Raw genomic sequence first — 20840 nt, 5'->3', positions numbered from 1 at the left:
GTGCCGCTGCCCGCGTATCCGCGGGGGATGACGCGTCATCCGCTCGTCGCCGTGCCCGACGGCATGCTCGGCGAGGAGAACTCGACCACCGTGGCACCGGCGGTACGCGACGCGGTCGCGGCGCTGGTGAGCACGTGGGAGTTCAAGCGGCGCGCGGGTTTCGAGACACCTGCGGGTGAACCGATGCCCGAACTCGAGGGCGTGCTCGCCAAGCGTGTCTTCGGCATCCGCTTTGCGGAGCCCGTGCGCGTCGTCTGGGCCGACGCGAGTGGTTTCGGCTACGAGACCCGTCCGGGGCATCCGATCTACGGCGAGGAGTCGTTCCGGATCGACGAGCGGGGCGTGTTCACCGCACGGTCCGTCTCGCGCCCTTCGACCTGGTTCTGGCGGATGCTCGCGCCTGCTCTGCGGAGGATGCAGCGCTCGACCCACGCCGAGTACGTCCGGATCGTCCAGGAGGCGGCGAGGGCAGCAGAGGCGGAGACCCCGCGCTGAGCGGTTCGGGGCCGCCATGTGACCTCGTGCGGCGCGTGGGGGTGTTCGCTCAGGCAACGCGAAGTAGGGTGGAGGTCATGCGGCGCGGGACTTTCCGAGACGACACGGTGGACTATGCGGCCGTGGGTGCGACCCATGCGCCCGATCTGATGCACTACCCGCCGGAGCGCAGCATCCCCGCGGAGGAATCCTGGCGGATCGGCAGCGGCGTCGAGCGGTTCCAGACCGCCGGGGAAGCTCTCCTGTCCTGGACGGCGCAGCGCGCTGCCGGGCTCTCGGTCGAAGACGTGCGGCCGGCACCCGGACCCGCATACGCGGGCGTGAGCTTCGACGCCGAGGGGAATCCGATCGCCCCGAGCAAGCGCGATGTCGAGCCCCGCTACGACGCCGAGGGCATGCCGTTCGTCGGTGCAGGGATGACGTTGCACCTGCGCGGACGAGTCGCGGGGATGCGCGCCGACGCCGAGCTCCGCGTGATCTCGGTCACGGAAGAGACCCGGCGCATCGGATTCGTCCTCGGCACCGTCGGCGGGTCCGTCGTCAGCGGTGAGGAGTCGTTCGACGTCGACTGGCGTGAGGACAACGACGAGGTGTGGTTCACCGTGCGAGCGTTCGACGCACCGAACGCCCTCATCTACCGGACGATTCCCGCCCTCATGAAGCGTCGTCGCCGCGAGCTGTTCGCGCGCTACCTGCGGGCGATCTCGCCGCTCTACGCGACCCCCGTCTGATGGCGGGACCGCTCCCTCTCGGAGATCCGGCGCCGACGGACGGGCATCTTCCCTCCGACCTCGTGATCGACCCGAACGTCCCGTTCTCCGCCTACCTGCACATTCCGTTCTGCACCGTGCGCTGCGGTTACTGCGACTTCAACACCTACACCTCGACCGGGCTGCGCGGGGCGAAGCAGGAAGACTACGCATCGACGTTGATCTCCGAGATCGCGCTCGCCCGTCGGGTGCTGGCTGATGCCGGGGCACTGCGTCCGATGGACACGGTCTTCTTCGGGGGTGGCACTCCGACACTCCTCCCCGCGGGAGACCTCGCCCGCATGCTCAAGGCGGCGACCGGAGCCTTCGGCCTCGCAGACGGGGCGGAGGTGACCGTCGAGGCGAACCCCGACACCGTAACCCCCGCGGTCGCCCGCACACTCGCCGACGCCGGCGTCACGCGGATGTCGGTGGGCATGCAGTCCGCCGTCCCCCACGTGCTCGCGGCCCTCGATCGCACGCACCGCCCCGAGAACGTGCGCACGGCGGTGGCTGCGGCGAAGGACGCCGGACTGGCGGTGAGCGTCGACCTGATCTACGGCGCACCGGGGGAGTCGCTCGCGGATTGGGAGGCCTCTCTCGATGCGGCACTCGCCCTCGAACCCGACCACATCTCGGCGTACGCGCTCATCATCGAGGACGGCACCAAGCTCGCGCGCCAGATTCGTCGGGGCGAGGTCCCGACGCCGGACGATGATCTGCAGGCCGACATGTACGAGCTCGCCGATGTCCGCCTCGGGGCAGGGGGTTTCGACTGGTACGAGGTGAGCAACTTTGCGCGCACTCCGGAGCGACGCTCGCGGCACAACCTGGCCTATTGGCGGGGGAGCGACTGGTGGGGGTTCGGCCCCGGTGCGCACAGCCACGTGGCCGGTCTGCGGTGGTGGAACGTGAAGCACCCGGCCGCCTACGCGCAGAGGCTCGCGGCATCCGAGTCGCCGGCGGCGGGAACCGAGCGCCCCGATGTGGAGTCGCGCACGCTGGAGCGGATCCTGCTGCTCAGCCGGATCCGCGAGGGGATCGCCGTCGATGAGGTGCCCGCCGGGAACCGGAGCCGGGTCGCGGGCCTCATCGCCGATGGCCTCGTCGACCCTGCGGCCGCGATCCGGGGGCGCATCCAGCTGACTCTGCGAGGGCGGCTCCTCGCGGATGCCGTGGTACGTGCGCTGACCGACTGACGCCGGAGCGCTGTCAGCCCGGAAGCAGGTCCATGCCCGCGGTGCGGCGCTGCGGCACCGTCGCACTGACCGTATCGAACACCCGCGTGCGACGATCGGAGCCGTACACGGGCCAGCCCGGATCTCCGCCGCTCACGAACCCGACCCAGGCTGTGTTCATCTCGGTCGCGAGTGCGCCCGGTGCAGCGGTGCCTGCGAGTCGTCGCGCCTCCTCGTCGTCGAGCCGGTCGAACACGAAGCCGAGTTCGAGCGCGTGCGCCGCTCGGAGGTCTCGGACGGGACTGGGCCACGCGAATTCGTAGACATGCGTGCTCTCGGGGCGTGCGGACGCCACACGGCTCAGCGGTGCGCGCAGCATCATGTCGGTGACGAGTTGCCCGAAAACCTCTCCCGTGTTGGCTCCGGGGAATGCGGACCGGTACTCGGACACCGCGCGGCGCGGGATGCGCAAGAGGAGACGTGCGGCCTGCAGCTTGAACTCGCTGATGCCGGCGAGCGCCTCGGGCGGGAACCACAATCGGTACTCGTCGGTGTTGCTGCCGATGAGCAGTGGCGTGTCGATCTCGCCGAGGACCTCGTGAGGGGACCGCGGAAGGCTGTCCGGATCGATCGCGATCTGGAAGCCGGGTGCGCCGCCGAGCGGGGAGGAGCCTGCGGACTGTTCTCTCCTCGCGTCGAGGAGCTGCGCGGGCGAGAGGGCGGCGAACGAGTCCCGATCGGCGCGGACCCCGAGGCGCTTCGCGAGCTGCGCCGTCACACGTCCCGCCTTCTTCGGGGTCTGCGCCTGGAGCGGGCCCGACTCGATGATCGCGCGACTGATGAGAGCGCGGGAGTCGTCTCGGGCGAGCAAGGCCGCCACGATCGCGCCGCCCGCCGATTCCCCCATCGCCGTGATGTGTGATGGATCCCCGCCGAACGCCGAGATCTCGCGGTGCACCCACTCCACGGCCGCGGCGGCGTCGCGCAGACCGAGATTGCGGGGGGCGCCGTCGAGGACGGAGAAGCCCTCGGAACCCAGACGGTAGTTGATGGAGACGAAGACGATGCCCGCCCTGGCGAACACCGCCCCGTCGTAGAGCGGCAGCGCGGCGGTGCCCCGCTCGAGCGCTCCGCCATGGATCCACAGCAGCACGGGGGCATCGGATGCATCGGTCGGAGCCCACACGTTCGCGGTCAGGATGTCGTCACCGTCGAGGATCACCGATCCCAGCAGCTCGCCGATCGGACCCGCGTACGGCACCTGCGGTGAGGTCGGGCCGAAGCGGGTGGCCTCGCGGATGCCGGACCAGGCATCGACCGGCTGGGGGGCGCGGAATCGGTTCGCCCCGAACGGCGCCTGCGCATAGGGAATGCCGAGGTAACGGACGACCTCGCCCTCCTCGGTGCCGCGGACGATGCCGCACGACAGGGTGGCCTGGGGTGAGGTGGTCATGAGCGTCATCCTAGGGTTGTGCGTCTGCAGTACGGAGACTACCGAGCTGAACGGGGTAGGATTGGCACTCTGAACGTCCGAGTGCCAGCGGAAGGGAAGGCGATGGTCACAGAGCGAGGACTCCAGGTTCTCCGCGCGATCGTGCAGGACTACGTCGAGACCCACGAACCCGTCGGCAGCCGTTCCATCGTGGACCGCCACTCCTTCGGGGTCTCCGCGGCGACCATTCGCAACGACATGGCGCTACTCGAAGACGAAGAACTCATCACGGCGCCGCACACGTCTTCAGGGCGGGTGCCCACCGACAAGGGCTATCGCGTCTTCGTGAATCATCTCGCGCAGCTGCGACCACTCTCCTCGGCGCAGCGGTCCGCCATCGAGTCGTTCCTCGGCGAGCCGGCCGACCTCGACGACCTCATGGTGCGCACGGTCCGGGTGCTGACCCAGCTCACCGGCCAGGTCGCACTCGCGCAGTACCCCTCGTTCGCCCGCGCACACGTCACGCACGTGGAGCTCGTCGCGCTGGCGCCCAATCGGCTCCTGATCGTCCTCGTCACCGACGCCGGCGGAGTGTCGCAGCGTGTGGCCATGTTGCCGGAGGCGATCGACGAGGCCGAGATGGCCGTGCTGCGGGCGCGCCTATCGGCGCTGATCACGGGGCAGGGCATCGGCGAGGCATCCGACCGGCTCCAGGGGCTGCTCGCGGAGGATGAAGTGGCCAAGGACCGCGTGCTGCGCTCGATCGCCGGTGTCGTGATGGATGAACTCGGCGGGTTCCGGCAGGAGCGTCTGGTGATGGCGGGTGCCGCCACCCTCGCACGTCGAGAACAGGACTTCCGTGGAAGCATCCACCCGCTTCTCGAAGCGATCGAGGAGCAGGTGACGCTGCTGCGGCTGATGAGCGAGATGGTGACCGACGAGCACGGACTCGCGGCCAGCATCGGCACGGAGAACGCGCCGTTCGGCCTCGGCGAGGCATCGATCGTCGCCAGCAACTACGCCGCCCCCAGCGGTACGGCGCGAGTCGGCGTCATGGGGCCGACGCGCATGGACTACCCGAGTAACCTCGCCGCAGCACGGGCCGTAGCCCGCTACCTGTCGCGGATGCTCGACGAAGACGAGGCCGGCCGCTGACGCGGCCGCCGAGAGAACACACGCAGAAAGGCGATTGTGGCGGACCACTATGAGGTTCTCGGGGTGTCCCGGGACGCTTCCACCGACGAGATCAAGAAGGCGTATCGACGTCTTGCGCGACAGCTGCACCCGGATGTGAATCCCGGTGAAGACGCCGCAGAGCGCTTCAAGCTCGTCACTCACGCGTACGACGTCCTCAGCGATGACGACTCGCGTCGCCGCTACGACATGGGGGGCGGGGACGGCGCTGCCGGCAACTTCGGCGGCTTCGGCGGCTTCGGGGACATCTTCGAGACCTTCTTCGGTGCGTCGCAGGGCGGTGGGCGCGGCGCGCGTCCGCGTTCGCGTCGGGAGCGCGGGCAGGACGCACTCGTGCGGGTGTCCCTCGATCTGGGCGACGTGGTGTTCGGTGCGCATCGCGACATCGAGGTCGATACGGCCGTGCTGTGCGAGACCTGTCAGGGGTCCTGCTGCCAGGAGGGCACCTCGCCCGTCACGTGCGACATCTGCGGTGGGTCGGGGCACGTGCAGCGGCAGGTGCGGAGCCTCCTCGGCAACGTCGTGACCTCCCAGCCGTGCGGCACCTGCGAGGGGTACGGCACCACCATCCCGCATCCGTGCGGCACCTGCGGCGGGCAGGGACGCGTGCGCTCGCGCCGGACGGTCTCCCTCGACATCCCGGCCGGCGTCGAGACCGGACTCCGCCTCCAGCTTCCCGGTTCCGGCGAGGTCGGCAAGGCGGGCGGTCCGAACGGAGATCTGTACGTCGAGGTGACGGTCAACGCCCACCCGGCGTTCAGCCGTGACGGCGATGACCTGCTCGCGACGCTGGAAGTGTCGATGACCGACGCGATCCTCGGCACCGAGACCACGATCCAGGGACTGGATGGTGAGGTCGACCTCGAGATCCGGGCCGGCGTGCAGTCGGGTGACGTGCTGACCATCAAGGGGCGAGGCATCACCCCGCTCCGTGGCACGCAGCGCGGTGATCTGCGCGTCGGCGTCCAGGTGCTCACCCCGACCCGGCTCGATTCGGCGCAGCGGGCTCTCATCGAGGACTTCGCGAAGAAGACCAAGGCCCCGGACCCCCAGCTCGCGCAGTTCCAGCAGGGCCTCTTCTCGAAGCTCCGCGATCGTTTCCGCAGCCACTGATCATGGCGCTGCACTTCGTGGTCGAGTCGGCATCGGACGCGGTCGCCGGCGATGTCGTCTCCTTGACCGGGGCCGAGGCGAAGCACGCGGCAGTCGTCCGTCGACTTCGGGTCGGTGAAGAGGTGACCGTCGGCGACGGAGCAGGAGTGTGGCTGACCGGTGCAGCGGAGGAGGTGTCCCCGACACGCGTGGAGGTGCGAATCGCCCGGCGCTCGGAGCACCCGGCTCCGTCTCCGCGGATCACCCTCGTCCAGGCGCTGGCGAAGGGCGACCGGGACGAGCTCGCCGTGCAAGCGGCCTGCGAGCTCGGAGTCGACGAGATCGTGCCCTGGCAGGCGGCGCGCAGTGTCTCCCGCTGGGAAGGGCCGAAGGCGGTGAAGGGCCGCGAGCGGTGGGCGACCATCGTCCGCGAAGCCGCCAAGCAGGCCCACCGCTCGTGGCTTCCGGACGTCGTCGCCCCGGTGTCGACGAGACAACTCGCCGAACGTGCGAGCTCACAGCGTGTCCTCGTGCTCGACCCCACCGCGGCGGTGCGCCTGTCGGAGATCGAGGCAGACGGCCGTGATCTGATTCTGGTGGTGGGGCCGGAAGGCGGGATCTCGGACGAGGAACTCGACCGGCTCACCGAGGCGGGTGCCGAGCGCGTACGTCTCGGCGACACGGTGCTGCGCACATCGACGGCAGGTCCGGCCGCGATCGCCGTGCTCTCCGTGACCCTCGGGCGCTGGTGACCTCCCGCGCCGAGGCGACAGGGGAGCGCGCATGCCGCGATCAGTAGACTTGAGCACATGACGGAACCCTCGATCTTCACGCGCATTCTGAACGGGGAGATCCCTGCCGAGATCCTCGGGGAGACGGAGCGGGTCTTCGCGCTGCGGGACATCGCTCCGCAGGCTCCCGTGCACCTGCTCGTCGTACCCAAGTCCGCCGACTACCGCGACGTCACCGAACTCGCTGCCGGAGACCCGTCGCTCCTGGCCGAGATGGTCGCGTTCGCCACGGAGTTGGCTGCGAAGCACAGCGACGACGGCGACTTCCGCCTCGTCTTCAACACCGGCGCCGGTGCCGGACAGACCGTTTTCCACGTCCATGCGCATGTGCTGGCCGGAGGATTGACTGAGAAGAGTGTCGGTGCCTGAGAATCACGAACCGCAGGAGCGCAGCCTGGGCGGCCGGCCTCCCGAGTCCGTCGAGACGATCTATGCCGACGGAGTCGCCATGGTGCAGCTGCTGGGTCCGCAGGACCGTCTGCTGCGGATGCTCGAGAGGGAGCATCCTGACGTCCAGGTGCTCGTTCGCGGGAACGAGATCACCCTCAGCGGTGACACCGACGCGGTCAGGAAGGCGAAGGCGCTCGTGGAGGAGCTGCTTGCAATGACCCGGGCCGGGCACGATCTGGCTCCGAGCGACGTCTCCAGTTCCGCACGCATGCTGCGTCAGGAGGGGGGACCGCGTCCCAGCGAGGTGCTCGGTGAGGCGATCCTGACGACGCGCGGTAAGGTGATCCGTCCGAAGACCCTCGGCCAGAAGGAGTACGTCGACGCGATCGAGGAGAACACGGTCGTCTTCGGCATCGGCCCTGCTGGTACCGGCAAGACCTACCTCGCGATGGCGAAGGCCGTTCAGGCGCTGCAGCGCAAGGAGGTCACCCGGATCATCCTCACGCGGCCCGCGGTCGAGGCGGGGGAGCGGCTCGGGTTCCTTCCCGGCACGCTCACCGACAAGATCGACCCGTACCTGCGGCCGTTGTACGACGCCCTCAACGAGATGATGGACCCGGAGATCGTCCCGCGTCTGATGGCGACGGGGACCATCGAGGTCGCTCCACTCGCGTACATGCGCGGGCGCACGCTGAACGATTCTTTCGTCGTGCTCGACGAGGCCCAGAACACCACGCCCGAGCAGATGAAGATGTTCCTCACCCGTCTCGGCTTCGGCACGCGGATGGTGGTGACTGGCGACATCACCCAGGTTGACCTCCCGCAGGGCTCGTCCGGTCTCCGGCTCGTGACGCGTGTGCTCGACGGTATCGACGACATCCACTTCGCGCGGCTCACCAGCGCCGACGTCGTGCGGCACTCGCTGGTCGGCCGCATCGTCGACGCGTACAGCGAGTACGACGAGAAGCGCACCGCCCAGCGCTTCGAACGCGAACAGGCCGCCGAGTTCGCCAACAGGGCCGACCGCCGAGGGGCGCAGCGCCCCGGACCGCGGGACCGCATGCCGAAACGAGGACTCTCATGATCGAGATCAACAACGAGTCGGCCATCGATGTCGACGAGACCGTGCTCCAGCGGCTCACGGACTACAACCTCGCGCAGCTCCACGTCAGCCCGGATGCCGAGGTCGCCATCGTCCTCGTGGACGAGGGGGCCATGGAGGCGCTTCACGTGCAGTGGATGGACGAGCCCGGTCCCACCGATGTGCTCAGTTTCCCGATGGACGAGCTCCGTCCCGGCACCGAGGACCGTCCGACCGCTCCCGGACTGCTGGGCGACATCGTGCTGTGCCCCCAGGTGGCCGAGACGCAGGCTCAGGCGGCGAAGCACACCCTGATGGACGAGCTCATCCTGCTCACCACGCACGGGCTGCTCCACCTTCTCGGCTTCGATCATGCTGAGCCCGACGAGGAGCGTGAGATGTTCGGACTGCAGAAGGAGCTGATCCAGGGCTTCGCCGCGTCCGAACGCCGCCGATGACGGCCGTCCTCCTGCTCATCGGAGCCGTCCTGCTGGTCGCCTTCGGCGGTCTCATGGCCGCGATCGATGCCGCGTACGGTGTCACCTCTCGCGTCGGTCTCGCCGACATGGCGAATGAGGGGCGCAAAGCGAAGGCTCTGCGACGCATCGCCGCCGATCTGGATGCGCACGTCAACGCCGTCGCCTTCATCCGCGTGCTGGCGGAGGTCACCGCAGCCGTCCTCGTGACGGTCGCGTTCACGATCCTCATCGACAACAACTGGTGGGCGATGCTCGCCGCCGCGGTGCTGATGACGGCGATCACGTTCGTGCTCGTCGGTGCGAGTCCGCGCTCCTTCGGCCGCCAGCACGCCGAAGGCATGATCCGCCGAACCGCGTCGATCGTGCGCGGCCTCCGCATCATCCTCGGCCCGCTCGCCCAGGCTCTCGTGGTGCTGGGCAACAGGGTCACGCCGGGCACCGGTCGCAGCTCCTTCACCAGTGAGGATCAGTTGCTCAGCATGGTCGACGAGGCCGCCTCGAACGACCTCATCGAGGAAGACGATCGCGACCTCATCCACTCGGTGTTCGACTTCACCGATCAGTTCGTCCGCGCCGTGATGGTGCCCCGGACCGAGATGGTGACGGTTGATGCGACCGCCACGACCGACGAGGCGATGTCGCTGTTCCTGAACCGTGGCGTCTCGAGGATGCCGGTCGTGGATGATGACGCGGATGACGTCGTCGGCGTTCTGTATCTCAAGGACCTCGTGCAGTTCGCCTACCGCGATGACAGTGCTTGGCGGGCCGCGTCGATCCGGCCGATCGCACGGCCTGCGACCTTCGTACCGGAGTCCATGCGCGCGGAGACCCTGCTGCAGCAGATGAAGCGCGACGCCGTGCACGTGTGCCTGGTGATCGACGAGCACGGAGGAATCTCGGGGCTCGTGACGCTGGAGGACCTGATCGAGGAACTCGTGGGAGAGATCTCGGATGAGTACGATCAGGTATCCGCAGAATTCGTCGATCTCGGTCACGGACGATACCGCGTGAGTGCGCGTCTCTCCCTCGAAGACGTGGGCGATCTCTTCGGCCTCGAACTCGAGGATGAAGACGTCGACTCGATCGGCGGCTTGCTCGGCAAGGCGCTGGGACAGGTTCCGCAGCCCGGTGCGACGGCCACCGTGGCAGGGCTGGTTCTGACGGGTGGGGCATCTCGTGGTCGTGGTCGCGGGATCGCGACGGTGTTCGCGGAACGGGCGGCAGGGGAACCTGTCGCGACGCAGGATGAAGGAGAGCGAGACGATGACTGAGGAAACCCGAAGCGGGTTCGTGACGTTCGTCGGTCGACCCAACGTCGGCAAGTCGACGCTGACGAACGCTCTCGTCGGCGAGAAGATCGCGATCACCAGCGAGAAGCCCCAGACGACACGGCGCGCCATCCGCGGCATCGTGAACCGCCCGGAAGGGCAGCTCGTCATCGTCGACACCCCGGGGATCCACAAGCCGCGCACGTTGCTCGGCGAACGGTTGAACGACCTCGTGGAGCAGGTGCTCGGTGACGTCGACGTGATCGGATTCTGTGTCCCGGCCAATGAGAAGGTCGGCCCGGGGGATCGACGGATCGCGGCTTCGCTCGACGGCTACCCGCGGGCGAAGAAGATCGCGATCGTGACGAAGACCGATGCGGCGGCCCGTGACGACATCACCGCGAGGCTGCTCGAGGTGGATGCTCTGCGCGAGGACTGGGCAGCGGTCATCCCGCTCTCGGCACTCACCCGCGATCAGCTTGATGTGCTCTCCGACGAGATCCTGCTGCTGATGCCGAAGGGCCCCGCCTTGTATCCGGAGGGGATCACGACGGATGAGTCCCAGGAGGACCGCATCGCCGAGATGATCCGCGAAGCAGCGCTCGAAGGAGTGCGTGACGAGCTCCCGCACTCGATAGCGATCGTGATCGACGACATCGCGCCGCGCGAGGGCACCGACCTGACCGACGTGCACGCCTCGATCGTGGTGGAACGCGATAGCCAGAAGGCGATCATCATCGGTCACAAGGGCAAGCGTCTCAGCGAGGTGGGAGCTCGTGCCCGTACGGGTATCGAGGAACTGCTCGGCACCCGTGTGTTCCTGGGCCTGCATGTCAAGGTCGCGAAGGAGTGGCAGCGCGACCCGAAGCAACTCGGCAGACTCGGCTTCTGACATGCGAGCAGGTCACACGTCGATGGCGGCGGGAAGGCCGCCGACCCCGGCGACATGAACGATCGCAGCGAAGACCCGAATCCGCTGCGCGACGAGGTCTTCATCCGAGTGTTCGATGAGCACTGGGCAGCTGTGCGGCACCACATAGAAGGAGTCGTCGCGGACGACCAGGAAGTCACCGAGATCGTCTCGGAGGTCTTCCTGAGCGCGTGGACCCGGCTCCGGCCTGCTCGTCCACCCGGCCGGGTCTGGTTGCTCCGCGTCGCCGACCGGCACCTGCGTGCGCGTGTCGGACCGAAGTCGATGCCGCACAGTGCGCTCGAGGCCGTGCATCAGGGGGTCGTCGGGGAGGACGAGGAATCCGGCCGGCAGGGTCGTTTCGAAGTCATCCGTGCTTTGGGTGTCCTCACTCAGGAACAACGGCGTATCATCATGCTGACGTACTGGGATGGACTCGCGGTGGGGGAGATCGCACAGTTGTTGCGCGCTTCCGAGTTCCGCGTGCGGAAGAGGCTGAGCCAAGCACAGGATCGCCTGCGTGCGGAGCTGGGCCTGGGAGGGGGTGATGACGGGTGATGACGCAGAACGCGGTGCTCGAGCGCATGCTGACTGACGCCGACCCTGCTTCCACGCCTCGTGACGCGTCGCCGGATGTGCGGGCGCTCGCGACCCGCGATCGCATCCTCCGCACGACGCGTGCTCCGAGACGACGTCGCGCGCGCACGCTCGGGTGGGCCGGCGGTCTCACCGCGGTCGCGGCGTCCGCGGCGCTGGCGTTCGCCGTCTTCGCACCGCAGGGTGCCGCCGTCGCCGGAACGCCGTCGCCGCTCGACTTCAGCGGCTCGTCGACCGTCGCCCAGATCGTCGATGAGGCGGGCGTCGCCCTCGCGAACTCGACGGGACCTTCGATCCCGTCGCGCACGGTCAGGACGGCCTCGTGGGGATTCTCGGTCGAGGTCGACACCAAGACCACGACCGTCGTCCCCCAACTCTCGACGCTCACCTGGGAGCCCGACGGTTCCGGACGGATGACCATCATCGCGGGTGTTCCCTACGATCCGGAAGACGCGGTCGCCAGCAATGGGGCCGAGGTCACCAGCAGCGGCGAGGTCGTCACCGATCTGATCATGGGAGAAGGCGACTTCGAGACCCCGTGGAAGACGGTTCCCGGCGAGACCGGCGAGGACATGGTCGCTATGCTCCGCGCGTTCGGCATGCCGGAGGATCCGACGGCCTTCGAGGTGGAGACGGCGATGACCACGGCGCTCGACCAGTGGACGCTGACCGACGCGCAGCACGAGGAACTGCTCGTTCTGCTCGCGGAGACGGGCGGCGGCGAAGCTCTCGGGACGACGACGGATCGACTGGGCCGACCGGTGGCCGGCATCCGCGTCCTGTCACCGGACGGGGCCGTGAGCGACCTGATCCTGGTATCGCGCGAGACCGGTCGGATCGTCGGCATCGAACGCACGGTGCTGAAGGATGACGGGGTGTTCTCCGCGGGCGCCATCATCTCCTACCGGATGTGGGACCTCGATGAGGACACCGTCCGATGAAGCTCCGCACCGTGCTGGCGGCCGTCCTGTTCGGCGCCGTCCTGGCGTGGGCAGCGGTGCCGACCATGGCTTCGGCGCGCGATGATCATGACGTGGACCCGCTGGTCGCGGCGATGCTCGACGAGGTCCCCGGTGGTGTGATCGTCGATGCGACTCACGCCGTGTGGCCGGCGCTGGACATGGCTCTGAGCGTGCCGTCGGCATCGGACCTGACGGCGCGCTCCGTCGGGAGCTGTGCGACCGGTAGGTTCTGCGCATACAACGCGCTCTCCCTGGCCGGAGGTTCGCTCTCGTTCGGAGGCTGCGGAGTCAACACCGTGCCGCCGAGCTTCACCGTGCGGTCCGTGGCGAATGCGCGCAGTGCCGGATATGTCCAGGCACGCAACGGTGCCACCGTGTTGAAGACGGTGAGTGCCGGAAACTGGGCGAACGTGTCCGGTACCGTGAACAACCTTCGCTGCGCCGCCTGAGCGAGTCCGCCGATGTCGACGTCGAAGAAGCTCCTCGAAGCACGACATTGGGTCGCCACGTCGTGGGGCTCGCCCGAGGCATGGGAGTTCACCGACGTCAGCATTCCGCCGCCGACGGCGGGTGAGGTGACGATCCGTGTGCGCGCCGCGGGGGTGAACCCGGCCGACGCGAAACACGTCGCCGCGGCGAGGTCTGACTCCGCTCTTCCGGTCCCGATCGGCTACGAGGTCTCCGGTGAGATCATCGCGATCGGACCGGACACGCGGATCGGCTCCGGGACCGCGTCGGAGGGCGATGAGGTCGTGGCTTTCCGGGTGCGGGGCGGATACGCGACGGCACTCACCGTTCCCGCAGAGAAGGTGTTCGCGAAACCGTCGACCCTCTCGCATCCGGAGGCGGCGAACCTGCTGCTCGTGGGCACCACGGCCGCCGAGATGCTCGCGGTCACCGGGGCGACGCCAGGGGAGACCATCCTCCTCCACGGTGCCTCAGGCGCGGTCGGGGTGAGCGTCTTGCAACAGGCCCGGCTGCGAGGCATCCGTGTGATCGGTACGGCGAGCGAGAACCGCTTCGACGAGGTGACCCGATTCGGCGGCATACCTGTCCGCTACGGCACGGGGCTCGCCGATCGCGTGAGGGAGGTGGCGGCGGGGCCCATCTCGGCGGCACTCGATGCTGTCGGTACGGACGAGGCCGTGGACGTGTCGCTCGCTCTCGTCTCCGCCCCTCGCCGCATCGTCACGATCGCGGCCCCCGGTCGCGCCGAGGCCGCTGGGTTCCTCGCGATCGCGGGTTCCCAGCCGGCCAGTGCCCGCTTCCGCGACGAGGTGCGGGGGGAGCTGATCGCGCTGGCCCAGAACGGCGACCTCGAGGTGCCGCTCGCGCAGACCTTCCCGCTCGAGCGAGCCCAAGACGCCCACCGCCTCCTGGCGACGGGACACCCCGGAGGCAAGCTGGCTCTGATCCCGGAGGTCAGTCGGTCTCGCGAAGTGCGGAGCTGACGACCACCACTCGTTCGCCGTACTCGGCGTCCATCGCTTCCTGGATCGCGCCGTCATCCCAGACGACCTGTACCCAGACATATCCGCGATCCGTCCCGACCGTGACCGCTTCCGTGCCGAGGCGTGCCGCGATGTCGTCTTGGACCCGTGCGAGCTCATCCTCGGGAGTCGTGCCGTCGACTCCTCCCGTCGGATCCTCCGGAGCGATCGAGTCGTACAGTGCGGCCATGATCGGCGGATCGGTCATGGTGAGTCGCTCGCCGTCGTAGGTGGCGTACACCGCATAGTCGCCCCAGGTCGTCTCGCCGCTGTCGTCGCTGCCTTCGACGCCGTCCCAGGTCCAGCCGTCCAACGGCACGCCGAGGCACTGCGGCGGGTAGGACTCCATGATCGCCCCCAGGCACAACTGCACGTCCCCGCTCGCGTCCAGCACCATGCCCACCCCGACCACACGCCCCTCCGGCGGCACGGGGTGCGCCTCTTCCAGCCGTTGATCGGACGGAACCGTGGTGCTCGTGGGTGCCGCCGCGGGTCCTGGGACGAACGCGCAACCGCCGAGGAACAGGAGACCGACGGCGGATACCGCGGCGAGGGTCAGAGAACGTAGCGATGTGCTCATGTGCGGGAAGTGTCGCGCGGCGCGCAATCGTCTCAGATTCGTCGAAGTGGAGGCGTGTTCCCTGCTAGCATGACGACATGCCTTTCGGCGGTCTGCTTCTTCTTAGCTGCCGCGACGAGTCCTCAAGCTAGGGCCTCCCTCGTCGCGGCGCTTGTGTTGGCCCGTTCATTTTGACGAAGAGAAGAAGCCCCATCATGCAGAACACTCAGCGCCCGTCCGCGATGCCGATCCACAAGTATCGGCCGTTCCACGAGCAGATCAACGTCCACCTGCCCGACCGCACTTGGCCGGACGCCCGAATCACCGAGGCTCCCCGCTGGTGCGCCGTCGACCTCCGCGACGGCAACCAGGCTCTGATCGACCCGATGTCGCCGGAGCGCAAGCGGGTCATGTTCGAGCTGCTCGTGAGCATGGGCTACAAGGAGATCGAAGTCGGTTTCCCGTCGGCGAGCCAGACCGACTTCGATTTCGTCCGTCAGCTCATCGAAGAGAACCTGATCCCGGACGATGTGACCATCCAGGTGCTGACCCAGGCCCGCGAGCACCTCATCGAGCGCACCTATGAGTCGATCGCCGGTGCGAAGCAGGCCATCGTGCACCTCTACAACTCCACGAGCGTGCTGCAGCGCGAGGTTGTCTTCCGCACCGACAAGCAGGGCATCATCGACATCGCGCTCGAAGGAGCGCGCCTGTGTCGGAAGTTCGAGAAGACGATCCCCGACACGAAGGTGTACTACGAGTACTCGCCCGAGAGCTACACGGGTACTGAGCTCGAGTTCGCGGTCGACATCTGCAACCAGGTCATCGAGGTGTTCGAGCCGACGGCGGACCGCAAGGTGATCATCAACCTGCCGGCCACCGTCGAGATGGCTTCTCCGAACGTCTACGCCGACTCCATCGAGTGGATGAGCCGGCACCTGAACCACCGCGAGAACGTCATCCTCTCCCTGCACCCGCATAATGACCGCGGCACCGCGATCGCGGCCGCGGAGCTCGGCTACATGGCCGGTGCCGACCGCATCGAGGGATGCCTGTTCGGCAACGGCGAGCGCACGGGCAACGTCGACATCGTGGCTCTGGGGATCAACCTCTTCACGCAGGGCATCGACCCGCAGATCGACTTCAGCGACATCGACCAGGTCAAGCGCACGGTCGAATACTGCAACCAGCTCCCCGTGCCGGAGCGCAGCCCGTGGGCCGGCGACCTGGTCTTCACCGCCTTCAGCGGATCGCACCAGGATGCGATCAAGAAGGGCTTCGAGGCGATGGAGGCGCGGGCGACCGCCGAGGGCGTGACGGTCGACGAGATCGAGTGGGCCGTTCCTTATCTGCCGGTCGACCCGAAGGACCTCGGACGTTCGTACGAGGCGGTCATCCGCGTCAACTCGCAGTCCGGCAAGGGCGGAGTCGCCTACCTGCTGAAGTCGGACCACGCGATCGACCTGCCGCGCAAGCTGCAGATCGAGTTCTCGGGGGTCGTGCAGGCCAAGACCGATGCCGAAGGCGGTGAAGTCACGTCCGACCAGATCTGGTCGATCTTCAACGACGAGTATCTGCCTGCCGATGACTCGACGGCCAAGTGGGGGCGCTTCGAGCTGCTCGCCACGCAGACCCGCAGCGACATGTCGGGTGACGTCGTGCTCGATGTCGTCCTGCGTGACGATGACGAACAGCTGGCCGTGTCGGGGAACGGCAACGGACCTGTGGCCGCCTTCGTCGAGGTGTTGCGCGGCCAGGGCTTCGACATCACGGTGTACGACTATGTCGAGCACGCTCTCAGCGCGGGCGGCGACGCGCAGGCTGCGGCCTACGTCGAGTTGCAGGTCGGCGACCAGCGGCTGTGGGGTGTCGGTATCGACGGCGATATCTCGACGGCGTCGCTCAAGGCGATCGTGTCGGGTGTGAACCGTTCGATCCGCACTCGGCAGCACGAGCTCGCAGCGGTCTGATCTCCGACGTGGAACGCCCCCGGCCTTGTACCGGGGGCGTTTCGCATTCGGATCACTCTGATCGTCTGCTGCCGCGCCGCATCCCGGAAGCCGAGGTTCAGAGGTCGGCGCTGGGCTTCACGATCGCGATCGCACCCGTCTCCGCGGCGACCTTGCGTCGGTAGATGCGGCGCTGCTCCGGGAGGGAGACGTCGAAGGTGACGGCGAGGACGCGGATGACGGCGGTGACCGCGATCCCGATGATCGCCGCGAGCGTGATCGGCATCCCCAGTGCGACGGCGATCACGATGAAGGTGCACCCCGCGCCGGCGGCCACCGCATAGAGGGATCCGACGTGCATGATCGCGGTCGGCAGCCCCATGAGCATGTCGCGCAGGACGCTTCCGCCCACCGCGGCGCAGACCCCGATGAACACGGCCGGGACCTCGGGGATCCCGAACGCGAGAGCCTTGCTCGTCCCGAACGCGCCGAACATCCCGATCACGACGGCGTCGAGGACCACGATCGCGGTGTTCAGCCGGGTGAAGAGGCCGGCGAGCAGCATCCCGAAGAGGGCCGCACCACCGGCCGTCACGAGGTACCACTGGTTCTGCAGGGTCGCGGGCGTCTGCCCGAGCAGGATGTCGCGGATCAAACCGCCGCCCATCCCGATCATGATCCCGATGATGGCGACACCGAGCCAGTCGAGCCGTCGTTGGCCCTGGAACCCCGAGGCGAACATCGCACCCTGGACCCCGCCCAGGCCGACGCCGAGCAGGTCCGCCCACAGCGGAATGATGAAGAGCGGTTCGGTCACGCGTCCATTCTCGCGCACGGAGGATAATCGAAGGGTGCCCACCTATCGAGACGAAGCGGTGATCCTGCGCACCCACAAACTCGGTGAGGCGGATCGCATCGTCACGATGCTCTCCCGACGTCATGGCAAAATCCGTGCGGTGGCGAAGGGGGTGCGCCGCACCTCGTCGAAGTTCGGCGCCAAGCTCGAGCCGTTCATGGTGGCCGACGTGCAGCTCTACCAGGGACGTTCGCTCGACATCGTGCAGCAGGCCGAGTCGCTCGGCTCCTACGGCGCGGACATCGCGGCGCACTACGACCGCTTCACCGCGGCGAACGCCATGGTGGAGACGGCCGATCGGCTGAGCGATGCCGAAGCGACCTCCGACCAGTACCTGCTCCTCGTCGGCGGACTGCGTGCTCTGTCGCGCGGCGAACACGGAGCACGGAGCATCCTCGACTCCTACCTGCTGCGGGTGATGTCCCTGTCGGGGTGGGCGCCGTCCCTCGACGAGTGCGCCCGATGCGGCGTGCCCGGCCCGCATGCGCGGTTCGTCGCACAGCTGGGCGGAGTGGTGTGCGAGAACTGCGCTCCGGCGGGAAGCCCGCGCGTCGCCGAGAGGACGCTGGCGCTGCTCCGCTCCCTCCTCGCGGGGGAGTGGGACGTGATCGATGCCGCTTCGCACGCCGACACGGCCGCAGCCTCCGGCCTCGTCTCCGCTTATGCCCAATGGCACCTGGAGCGCGGCATCCGCTCGCTCGCGCATGTGTCCGACATCCCCTCCGAAGGAGCACGGTGACTCCCAAGCCGTACACGCACAAAGACGCCGTTCCGTATCGTCCCTTGGACTGGACCGGTGTGTATCCTCCCGCTTTCGCTGCGGTGCCGGAGCACGTGGCGATCGTGATGGACGGCAACGGTCGGTGGGCGAATCGCCGGGGGCTCAATCGCATCGAAGGTCACAAGGCAGGGGAGGAGGTGCTCCTCGACGTGGTCGCCGGTGCGATCCAGGCCGGCGTGAAGCACCTCTCCGTGTACGCCTTCTCGACGGAGAACTGGGCGCGTTCCCCCGAAGAGGTCCGCTTCCTCATGGGATACAACCGTGACGTGCTGCACCGGCGACGCGATCAACTGAACGAGTGGGGCGTGCGCATCCGGTGGGCGGGGCGCAAGCCGAGGCTCTGGGGAAGCGTCATCAAGGAGCTGCAGTACGCCGAGCAGCTGACCCGCGGCAACGACGTCCTCACCCTCACGATGTGCGTGAACTACGGCGGAAGGGTGGAGCTGGTCGACGCGATGCGAGCCATCGCCGAGGATGTCGCTGCCGGACGCGTGAAGCCGAAGGCGATCAGCGAGAAAATGGTCCGCCGCCACCTATATGTGCCCGACATGCCGGACGTCGACCTGTTCCTGCGCAGCTCCGGGGAACAGCGCACCTCGAACTTCCTGCTCTGGGAGTCGGCGTATGCCGAGATGGTGTTCCTCGACACGCTCTGGCCGGACTTCTCCCGGGAGGAGCTGTGGCGGGCGATCGCGATCTACGTGGCGCGCGACCGTCGCTTCGGGGGCGCGATCGACACCCCGGACGCCTCAGCCTGAGAGCGCAGCCACCGCTCCGTCTCCCGCGGATGACGCAGCCGGACGATCGTGAGGTGGGGAAAGTCGTCCTGCAACTCGGGGAAGCGCTCGGCCCACTTGTGGAGCGTGGCCGTCTGCCACGCGAGGATGTTCTTCTCGGGATCGCGGCTGAGCATGTTCCACGGCCCCTTCTCGCGGTTGCCGTTCCAGAGCTCTCGTCGCAGGGCGCCGCGGGCCAGGGTGCGCCTGATCAGACGTCTGCGCACCACGGGATACGGATAGTCGAGCCAGATCGCGAGCTGCGCGCGCGGGGTGAGGACGGCATCCGTGCCTTTGCTCGTGTACTGCCACTCGGTGATCCAGCGGTCGTCCGACGCGAAGGCGCGTACGTCGTCGAGGAACTCCGGCCTCGGAGTCCAGCCCGGCCCATGGAACAGCCCGTCGATCTCGACGTGACGAAGGTCCCACATCTCCGCGATGCGACCTGCCAGTGTGGTCTTCCCCGACCCGGACACCCCGGCCACCAGCACCCTCTTCGGGCGGAAGGGGAGCGGGTCGTCCACGGAGAGCATCCGAGAATCCTATCCGCCGGTCCCCGCAGCAGCGGAATAGCTCACAGGCGCATGCGGTTGGATCAAAGTGTGACTGAACCCATCTCCATCGACATCTGGTCCGACATCGCCTGCCCCTGGTGCTACATCGGCAAGCGCAACCTCGAGAAGGGTCTCGAAGCCGTAGCTGCCGACGCGGATGCGCCGCAGGTCGACATCACGTTCCACTCGTTCGAGCTCTCACCCGACACCCCCGTCGACTTCGACGGGGACGAGATCGACTTCCTCGCAGGCCACAAGGGCATGCCCCGCGACCAGGTCGAGCAGATGCTGGCGAACGTGACCGGTGTCGCCGCCGACGCGGGGCTCCAGTACCGCTTCGATCTGCTGCAGCACACCAACACGGTGAAGGCGCACGAGCTGCTCCACTTCGCGAAGGCCGAGGGGTTGCAGCACGAGATGGAGGAGCGGCTCATGTCCGCCTACTTCACCGAGGGCAAGCATGTCGGGCGCATCGACGATCTCGTCGCGCTCGCTGTCGAGGTCGGTCTCGACGCCGACCGTGCTCGTGCGGCGTTGGAGAGTGAGCAGTACCTGCCCGCCGTGCGTCAGGACCAGGCTCAGGCGCGCGCCTACGGCATCCAAGGGGTGCCGTTCTTCGTCGTCGACGGCCAGTACGGCATCAGCGGTGCGCAGCCGCCGGCCGCATTCGAGAACGTCCTTCGCGATCTCTGGGCGAAGCGCGGGGAGACCGAGGCGGAGGCCGCCGCGGTCTAGCGGGACAGCGCCGCTTCGATCGCGCTGACGATCTCGGGGGCGTCCGGCTTCTGCTTCGGACGGAAGCGCAGGACGTCCCCGTCCGGCAGCACAAGGAACTTCTCGAAGTTCCACTCAACCCGTCCGGCCTTCCCGCCGGCATCGGGGGTCTCCTTGAGTGCCTTGTAGAGCTCGGCGGCGTTCTTGCCGTTCACCTTGACCTTGTCGGTGACAGGGAAGCTCACGCCGTAGGTGGTCGAGCAGAACTCGAGGATCTCATCGACCGAACCCGGCTCCTGACCGAAGAACTGGTTGCACGGGAACCCGACCACGGTGAACCCGCGGTCACCGTAGAGACGCTGCAATTCCTCGAGCTGTTCGTACTGGGGTGTGAGGCCGCACTTCGACGCGACGTTCACCACCAGCACCACATCGGCGCCGAGATCGTCGAGCGTCTTCTGCTCGCCCTTCGCGTCGGTGAACGGGATCGTGCGGAGCGAGGATTCGGTCATATCCACAGCTTAGATCGCCGCATCCCTCCCG

At 67.8% G+C, this 20840-nt stretch carries 24 protein-coding genes; 19 read left to right on the top strand and 5 right to left on the bottom strand.

Going from position 1 to position 20840, the window contains the following annotated elements; all coding sequences use genetic code 11:
• The 3 genes from LRQ07_RS09870 (at position 1) to hemW (ending at position 2443) form a co-directional block, all read left to right on the top strand.
• Positions 1 to 495: a DUF1990 family protein gene (locus LRQ07_RS09870; protein WP_256534478.1), complete on the top strand. Its 495-nt coding sequence runs from the start codon at positions 1 to 3 to the stop codon at positions 493 to 495.
• Between the two features lie 77 nt (positions 496 to 572).
• Positions 573 to 1226: a DUF1990 family protein gene (locus LRQ07_RS09865; RefSeq protein WP_047519935.1), complete on the top strand. Its 654-nt coding sequence runs from the start codon at positions 573 to 575 to the stop codon at positions 1224 to 1226.
• Positions 1226 to 2443, top strand: coding sequence for a radical SAM family heme chaperone HemW (hemW, locus tag LRQ07_RS09860; RefSeq protein ID WP_256534477.1), 1218 nt, complete (start codon positions 1226 to 1228; stop codon positions 2441 to 2443). Before LRQ07_RS09865 ends, hemW begins: the two co-directional genes overlap by 1 nt.
• A 13-nt stretch (positions 2444 to 2456) precedes the next feature.
• On the opposite strand, the gene LRQ07_RS09855 is transcribed toward hemW, so the two are convergent.
• On the bottom strand, positions 2457 to 3875 hold the full coding sequence (locus LRQ07_RS09855; protein ID WP_256534476.1) for a carboxylesterase/lipase family protein: 1419 nt from the start codon (positions 3873 to 3875) through the stop codon (positions 2457 to 2459).
• 102 nt (positions 3876 to 3977) lie between these two features.
• Between LRQ07_RS09855 and hrcA the strand changes: the two genes are divergently transcribed.
• The 12 genes from hrcA to LRQ07_RS09795 all read left to right on the top strand — a co-directional run bounded on the left by hrcA (position 3978) and on the right by LRQ07_RS09795 (position 14069).
• Positions 3978 to 5009: a heat-inducible transcriptional repressor HrcA gene (gene hrcA / locus LRQ07_RS09850; protein WP_256534475.1), complete on the top strand. Its 1032-nt coding sequence runs from the start codon at positions 3978 to 3980 to the stop codon at positions 5007 to 5009.
• 36 nt (positions 5010 to 5045) lie between these two features.
• On the top strand, positions 5046 to 6161 hold the full coding sequence (dnaJ, locus tag LRQ07_RS09845) for a molecular chaperone DnaJ (RefSeq protein WP_131491196.1): 1116 nt from the start codon (positions 5046 to 5048) through the stop codon (positions 6159 to 6161).
• Positions 6162 to 6163: 2 nt separating this feature from the next.
• Positions 6164 to 6892, top strand: coding sequence for a 16S rRNA (uracil(1498)-N(3))-methyltransferase (locus LRQ07_RS09840; RefSeq protein WP_232761719.1), 729 nt, complete (start codon positions 6164 to 6166; stop codon positions 6890 to 6892).
• A gap of 57 nt (positions 6893 to 6949) precedes the next feature.
• Positions 6950 to 7300 (top strand): histidine triad nucleotide-binding protein, encoded by a 351-nt coding sequence (locus tag LRQ07_RS09835; RefSeq protein ID WP_232761720.1) that lies wholly within the window; start codon positions 6950 to 6952, stop codon positions 7298 to 7300.
• 79 nt (positions 7301 to 7379) lie between these two features.
• Complete coding sequence (locus LRQ07_RS09830) at positions 7380 to 8405, top strand: PhoH family protein (protein ID WP_232763129.1); 1026 nt, start codon at positions 7380 to 7382, stop codon at positions 8403 to 8405.
• Positions 8402 to 8860, top strand: a complete 459-nt coding sequence (gene ybeY, locus LRQ07_RS09825) for an rRNA maturation RNase YbeY (protein WP_047519949.1) — start codon at positions 8402 to 8404, stop codon at positions 8858 to 8860. The genes LRQ07_RS09830 and ybeY overlap by 4 nt, the downstream gene beginning before the upstream one ends.
• Positions 8857 to 10152, top strand: coding sequence for a hemolysin family protein (locus tag LRQ07_RS09820; protein ID WP_232761721.1), 1296 nt, complete (start codon positions 8857 to 8859; stop codon positions 10150 to 10152). Before ybeY ends, LRQ07_RS09820 begins: the two co-directional genes overlap by 4 nt.
• Positions 10127 to 11041 (top strand): GTPase Era, encoded by a 915-nt coding sequence (era, locus tag LRQ07_RS09815; protein WP_372491377.1) that lies wholly within the window; start codon positions 10127 to 10129, stop codon positions 11039 to 11041. Before LRQ07_RS09820 ends, era begins: the two co-directional genes overlap by 26 nt.
• A 54-nt stretch (positions 11042 to 11095) precedes the next feature.
• Complete coding sequence (locus tag LRQ07_RS09810) at positions 11096 to 11617, top strand: RNA polymerase sigma factor (RefSeq protein WP_256534474.1); 522 nt, start codon at positions 11096 to 11098, stop codon at positions 11615 to 11617.
• Entirely contained in the window at positions 11617 to 12597 is a 981-nt protein-coding gene (locus LRQ07_RS09805; RefSeq protein ID WP_256534473.1) for a hypothetical protein, read from the top strand. Before LRQ07_RS09810 ends, LRQ07_RS09805 begins: the two co-directional genes overlap by 1 nt.
• Positions 12594 to 13067, top strand: a complete 474-nt coding sequence (locus LRQ07_RS09800) for a hypothetical protein (RefSeq protein ID WP_256534472.1) — start codon at positions 12594 to 12596, stop codon at positions 13065 to 13067. The genes LRQ07_RS09805 and LRQ07_RS09800 overlap by 4 nt, the downstream gene beginning before the upstream one ends.
• A gap of 12 nt (positions 13068 to 13079) precedes the next feature.
• Entirely contained in the window at positions 13080 to 14069 is a 990-nt protein-coding gene (locus LRQ07_RS09795) for an NADP-dependent oxidoreductase (RefSeq protein ID WP_232761726.1), read from the top strand.
• Here LRQ07_RS09795 and LRQ07_RS09790 read toward each other — a convergent pair.
• Positions 14041 to 14688 (bottom strand): hypothetical protein, encoded by a 648-nt coding sequence (locus tag LRQ07_RS09790; RefSeq protein ID WP_256534471.1) that lies wholly within the window; start codon positions 14686 to 14688, stop codon positions 14041 to 14043. The two genes, LRQ07_RS09795 and LRQ07_RS09790, sit on opposite strands and share 29 nt — an antisense overlap.
• Positions 14689 to 14882: 194 nt before the next feature.
• On the opposite strand from LRQ07_RS09790, the gene leuA reads away from it, so the two are divergent.
• Complete coding sequence (leuA, locus tag LRQ07_RS09785) at positions 14883 to 16637, top strand: 2-isopropylmalate synthase (RefSeq protein ID WP_153244230.1); 1755 nt, start codon at positions 14883 to 14885, stop codon at positions 16635 to 16637.
• A gap of 97 nt (positions 16638 to 16734) precedes the next feature.
• Here leuA and LRQ07_RS09780 read toward each other — a convergent pair whose 3' ends face one another.
• On the bottom strand, positions 16735 to 17433 hold the full coding sequence (locus LRQ07_RS09780; protein WP_047520132.1) for a trimeric intracellular cation channel family protein: 699 nt from the start codon (positions 17431 to 17433) through the stop codon (positions 16735 to 16737).
• 34 nt (positions 17434 to 17467) lie between these two features.
• Here LRQ07_RS09780 and recO point away from each other — a divergent pair, with 34 nt between their 5' ends.
• Both recO and LRQ07_RS09770 read left to right on the top strand, forming a co-directional pair.
• On the top strand, positions 17468 to 18211 hold the full coding sequence (recO, locus tag LRQ07_RS09775; RefSeq protein ID WP_232761728.1) for a DNA repair protein RecO: 744 nt from the start codon (positions 17468 to 17470) through the stop codon (positions 18209 to 18211).
• A complete protein-coding gene (locus LRQ07_RS09770) occupies positions 18208 to 19011 on the top strand; it encodes an isoprenyl transferase (protein ID WP_256534470.1) in 804 nt (267 codons plus the stop codon). The genes recO and LRQ07_RS09770 overlap by 4 nt, the downstream gene beginning before the upstream one ends.
• Here the strand turns inward: LRQ07_RS09770 and LRQ07_RS09765 are convergent.
• Complete coding sequence (locus tag LRQ07_RS09765) at positions 18951 to 19562, bottom strand: AAA family ATPase (protein WP_153244229.1); 612 nt, start codon at positions 19560 to 19562, stop codon at positions 18951 to 18953. The two genes, LRQ07_RS09770 and LRQ07_RS09765, sit on opposite strands and share 61 nt — an antisense overlap.
• 69 nt (positions 19563 to 19631) lie before the next feature.
• Between LRQ07_RS09765 and LRQ07_RS09760 the strand changes: the two genes are divergently transcribed.
• Positions 19632 to 20318, top strand: a complete 687-nt coding sequence (locus LRQ07_RS09760; protein WP_047519972.1) for a DsbA family protein — start codon at positions 19632 to 19634, stop codon at positions 20316 to 20318.
• On the opposite strand, the gene LRQ07_RS09755 is transcribed toward LRQ07_RS09760, so the two are convergent.
• Positions 20315 to 20809, bottom strand: coding sequence for a glutathione peroxidase (locus LRQ07_RS09755; protein ID WP_256534468.1), 495 nt, complete (start codon positions 20807 to 20809; stop codon positions 20315 to 20317). The two genes, LRQ07_RS09760 and LRQ07_RS09755, sit on opposite strands and share 4 nt — an antisense overlap.
• Positions 20810 to 20840 lie beyond the last annotated feature (31 nt).

This window comes from Microbacterium sp. J1-1, from assembly GCF_024498615.1.
Taxonomy (GTDB): domain Bacteria; phylum Actinomycetota; class Actinomycetes; order Actinomycetales; family Microbacteriaceae; genus Microbacterium; species Microbacterium aurugineum.
The sequence above is the reverse complement of the archived record's forward strand: the minus strand, read 5'-3'. Positions and strand labels throughout refer to the sequence as shown.

Excerpts from the sequence above, each read along its gene's own strand:
- LRQ07_RS09865 (WP_047519935.1), top strand. The coding sequence starts at position 573 with ATGCGGCGCGGGACTTTCCGAGACGACACGGTGGACTATGCGGCCGTG.
- hemW (WP_256534477.1), top strand. The coding sequence starts at position 1,226 with ATGGCGGGACCGCTCCCTCTCGGAGATCCGGCGCCGACGGACGGGCAT.
- LRQ07_RS09855 (WP_256534476.1), bottom strand. The coding sequence starts at position 3,875 with ATGACCACCTCACCCCAGGCCACCCTGTCGTGCGGCATCGTCCGCGGC.
- hrcA (WP_256534475.1), top strand. The coding sequence starts at position 3,978 with ATGGTCACAGAGCGAGGACTCCAGGTTCTCCGCGCGATCGTGCAGGAC.
- LRQ07_RS09840 (WP_232761719.1), top strand. The coding sequence starts at position 6,164 with ATGGCGCTGCACTTCGTGGTCGAGTCGGCATCGGACGCGGTCGCCGGC.
- LRQ07_RS09835 (WP_232761720.1), top strand. The coding sequence starts at position 6,950 with ATGACGGAACCCTCGATCTTCACGCGCATTCTGAACGGGGAGATCCCT.
- LRQ07_RS09830 (WP_232763129.1), top strand. The coding sequence starts at position 7,380 with ATGGTGCAGCTGCTGGGTCCGCAGGACCGTCTGCTGCGGATGCTCGAG.
- ybeY (WP_047519949.1), top strand. The coding sequence starts at position 8,402 with ATGATCGAGATCAACAACGAGTCGGCCATCGATGTCGACGAGACCGTG.
- LRQ07_RS09820 (WP_232761721.1), top strand. The coding sequence starts at position 8,857 with ATGACGGCCGTCCTCCTGCTCATCGGAGCCGTCCTGCTGGTCGCCTTC.
- era (WP_372491377.1), top strand. The coding sequence starts at position 10,127 with ATGAAGGAGAGCGAGACGATGACTGAGGAAACCCGAAGCGGGTTCGTG.
- LRQ07_RS09810 (WP_256534474.1), top strand. The coding sequence starts at position 11,096 with ATGAACGATCGCAGCGAAGACCCGAATCCGCTGCGCGACGAGGTCTTC.
- LRQ07_RS09805 (WP_256534473.1), top strand. The coding sequence starts at position 11,617 with ATGACGCAGAACGCGGTGCTCGAGCGCATGCTGACTGACGCCGACCCT.
- LRQ07_RS09800 (WP_256534472.1), top strand. The coding sequence starts at position 12,594 with ATGAAGCTCCGCACCGTGCTGGCGGCCGTCCTGTTCGGCGCCGTCCTG.
- LRQ07_RS09795 (WP_232761726.1), top strand. The coding sequence starts at position 13,080 with ATGTCGACGTCGAAGAAGCTCCTCGAAGCACGACATTGGGTCGCCACG.
- LRQ07_RS09790 (WP_256534471.1), bottom strand. The coding sequence starts at position 14,688 with ATGAGCACATCGCTACGTTCTCTGACCCTCGCCGCGGTATCCGCCGTC.
- leuA (WP_153244230.1), top strand. The coding sequence starts at position 14,883 with ATGCAGAACACTCAGCGCCCGTCCGCGATGCCGATCCACAAGTATCGG.
- LRQ07_RS09765 (WP_153244229.1), bottom strand. The coding sequence starts at position 19,562 with ATGCTCTCCGTGGACGACCCGCTCCCCTTCCGCCCGAAGAGGGTGCTG.
- LRQ07_RS09755 (WP_256534468.1), bottom strand. The coding sequence starts at position 20,809 with ATGACCGAATCCTCGCTCCGCACGATCCCGTTCACCGACGCGAAGGGC.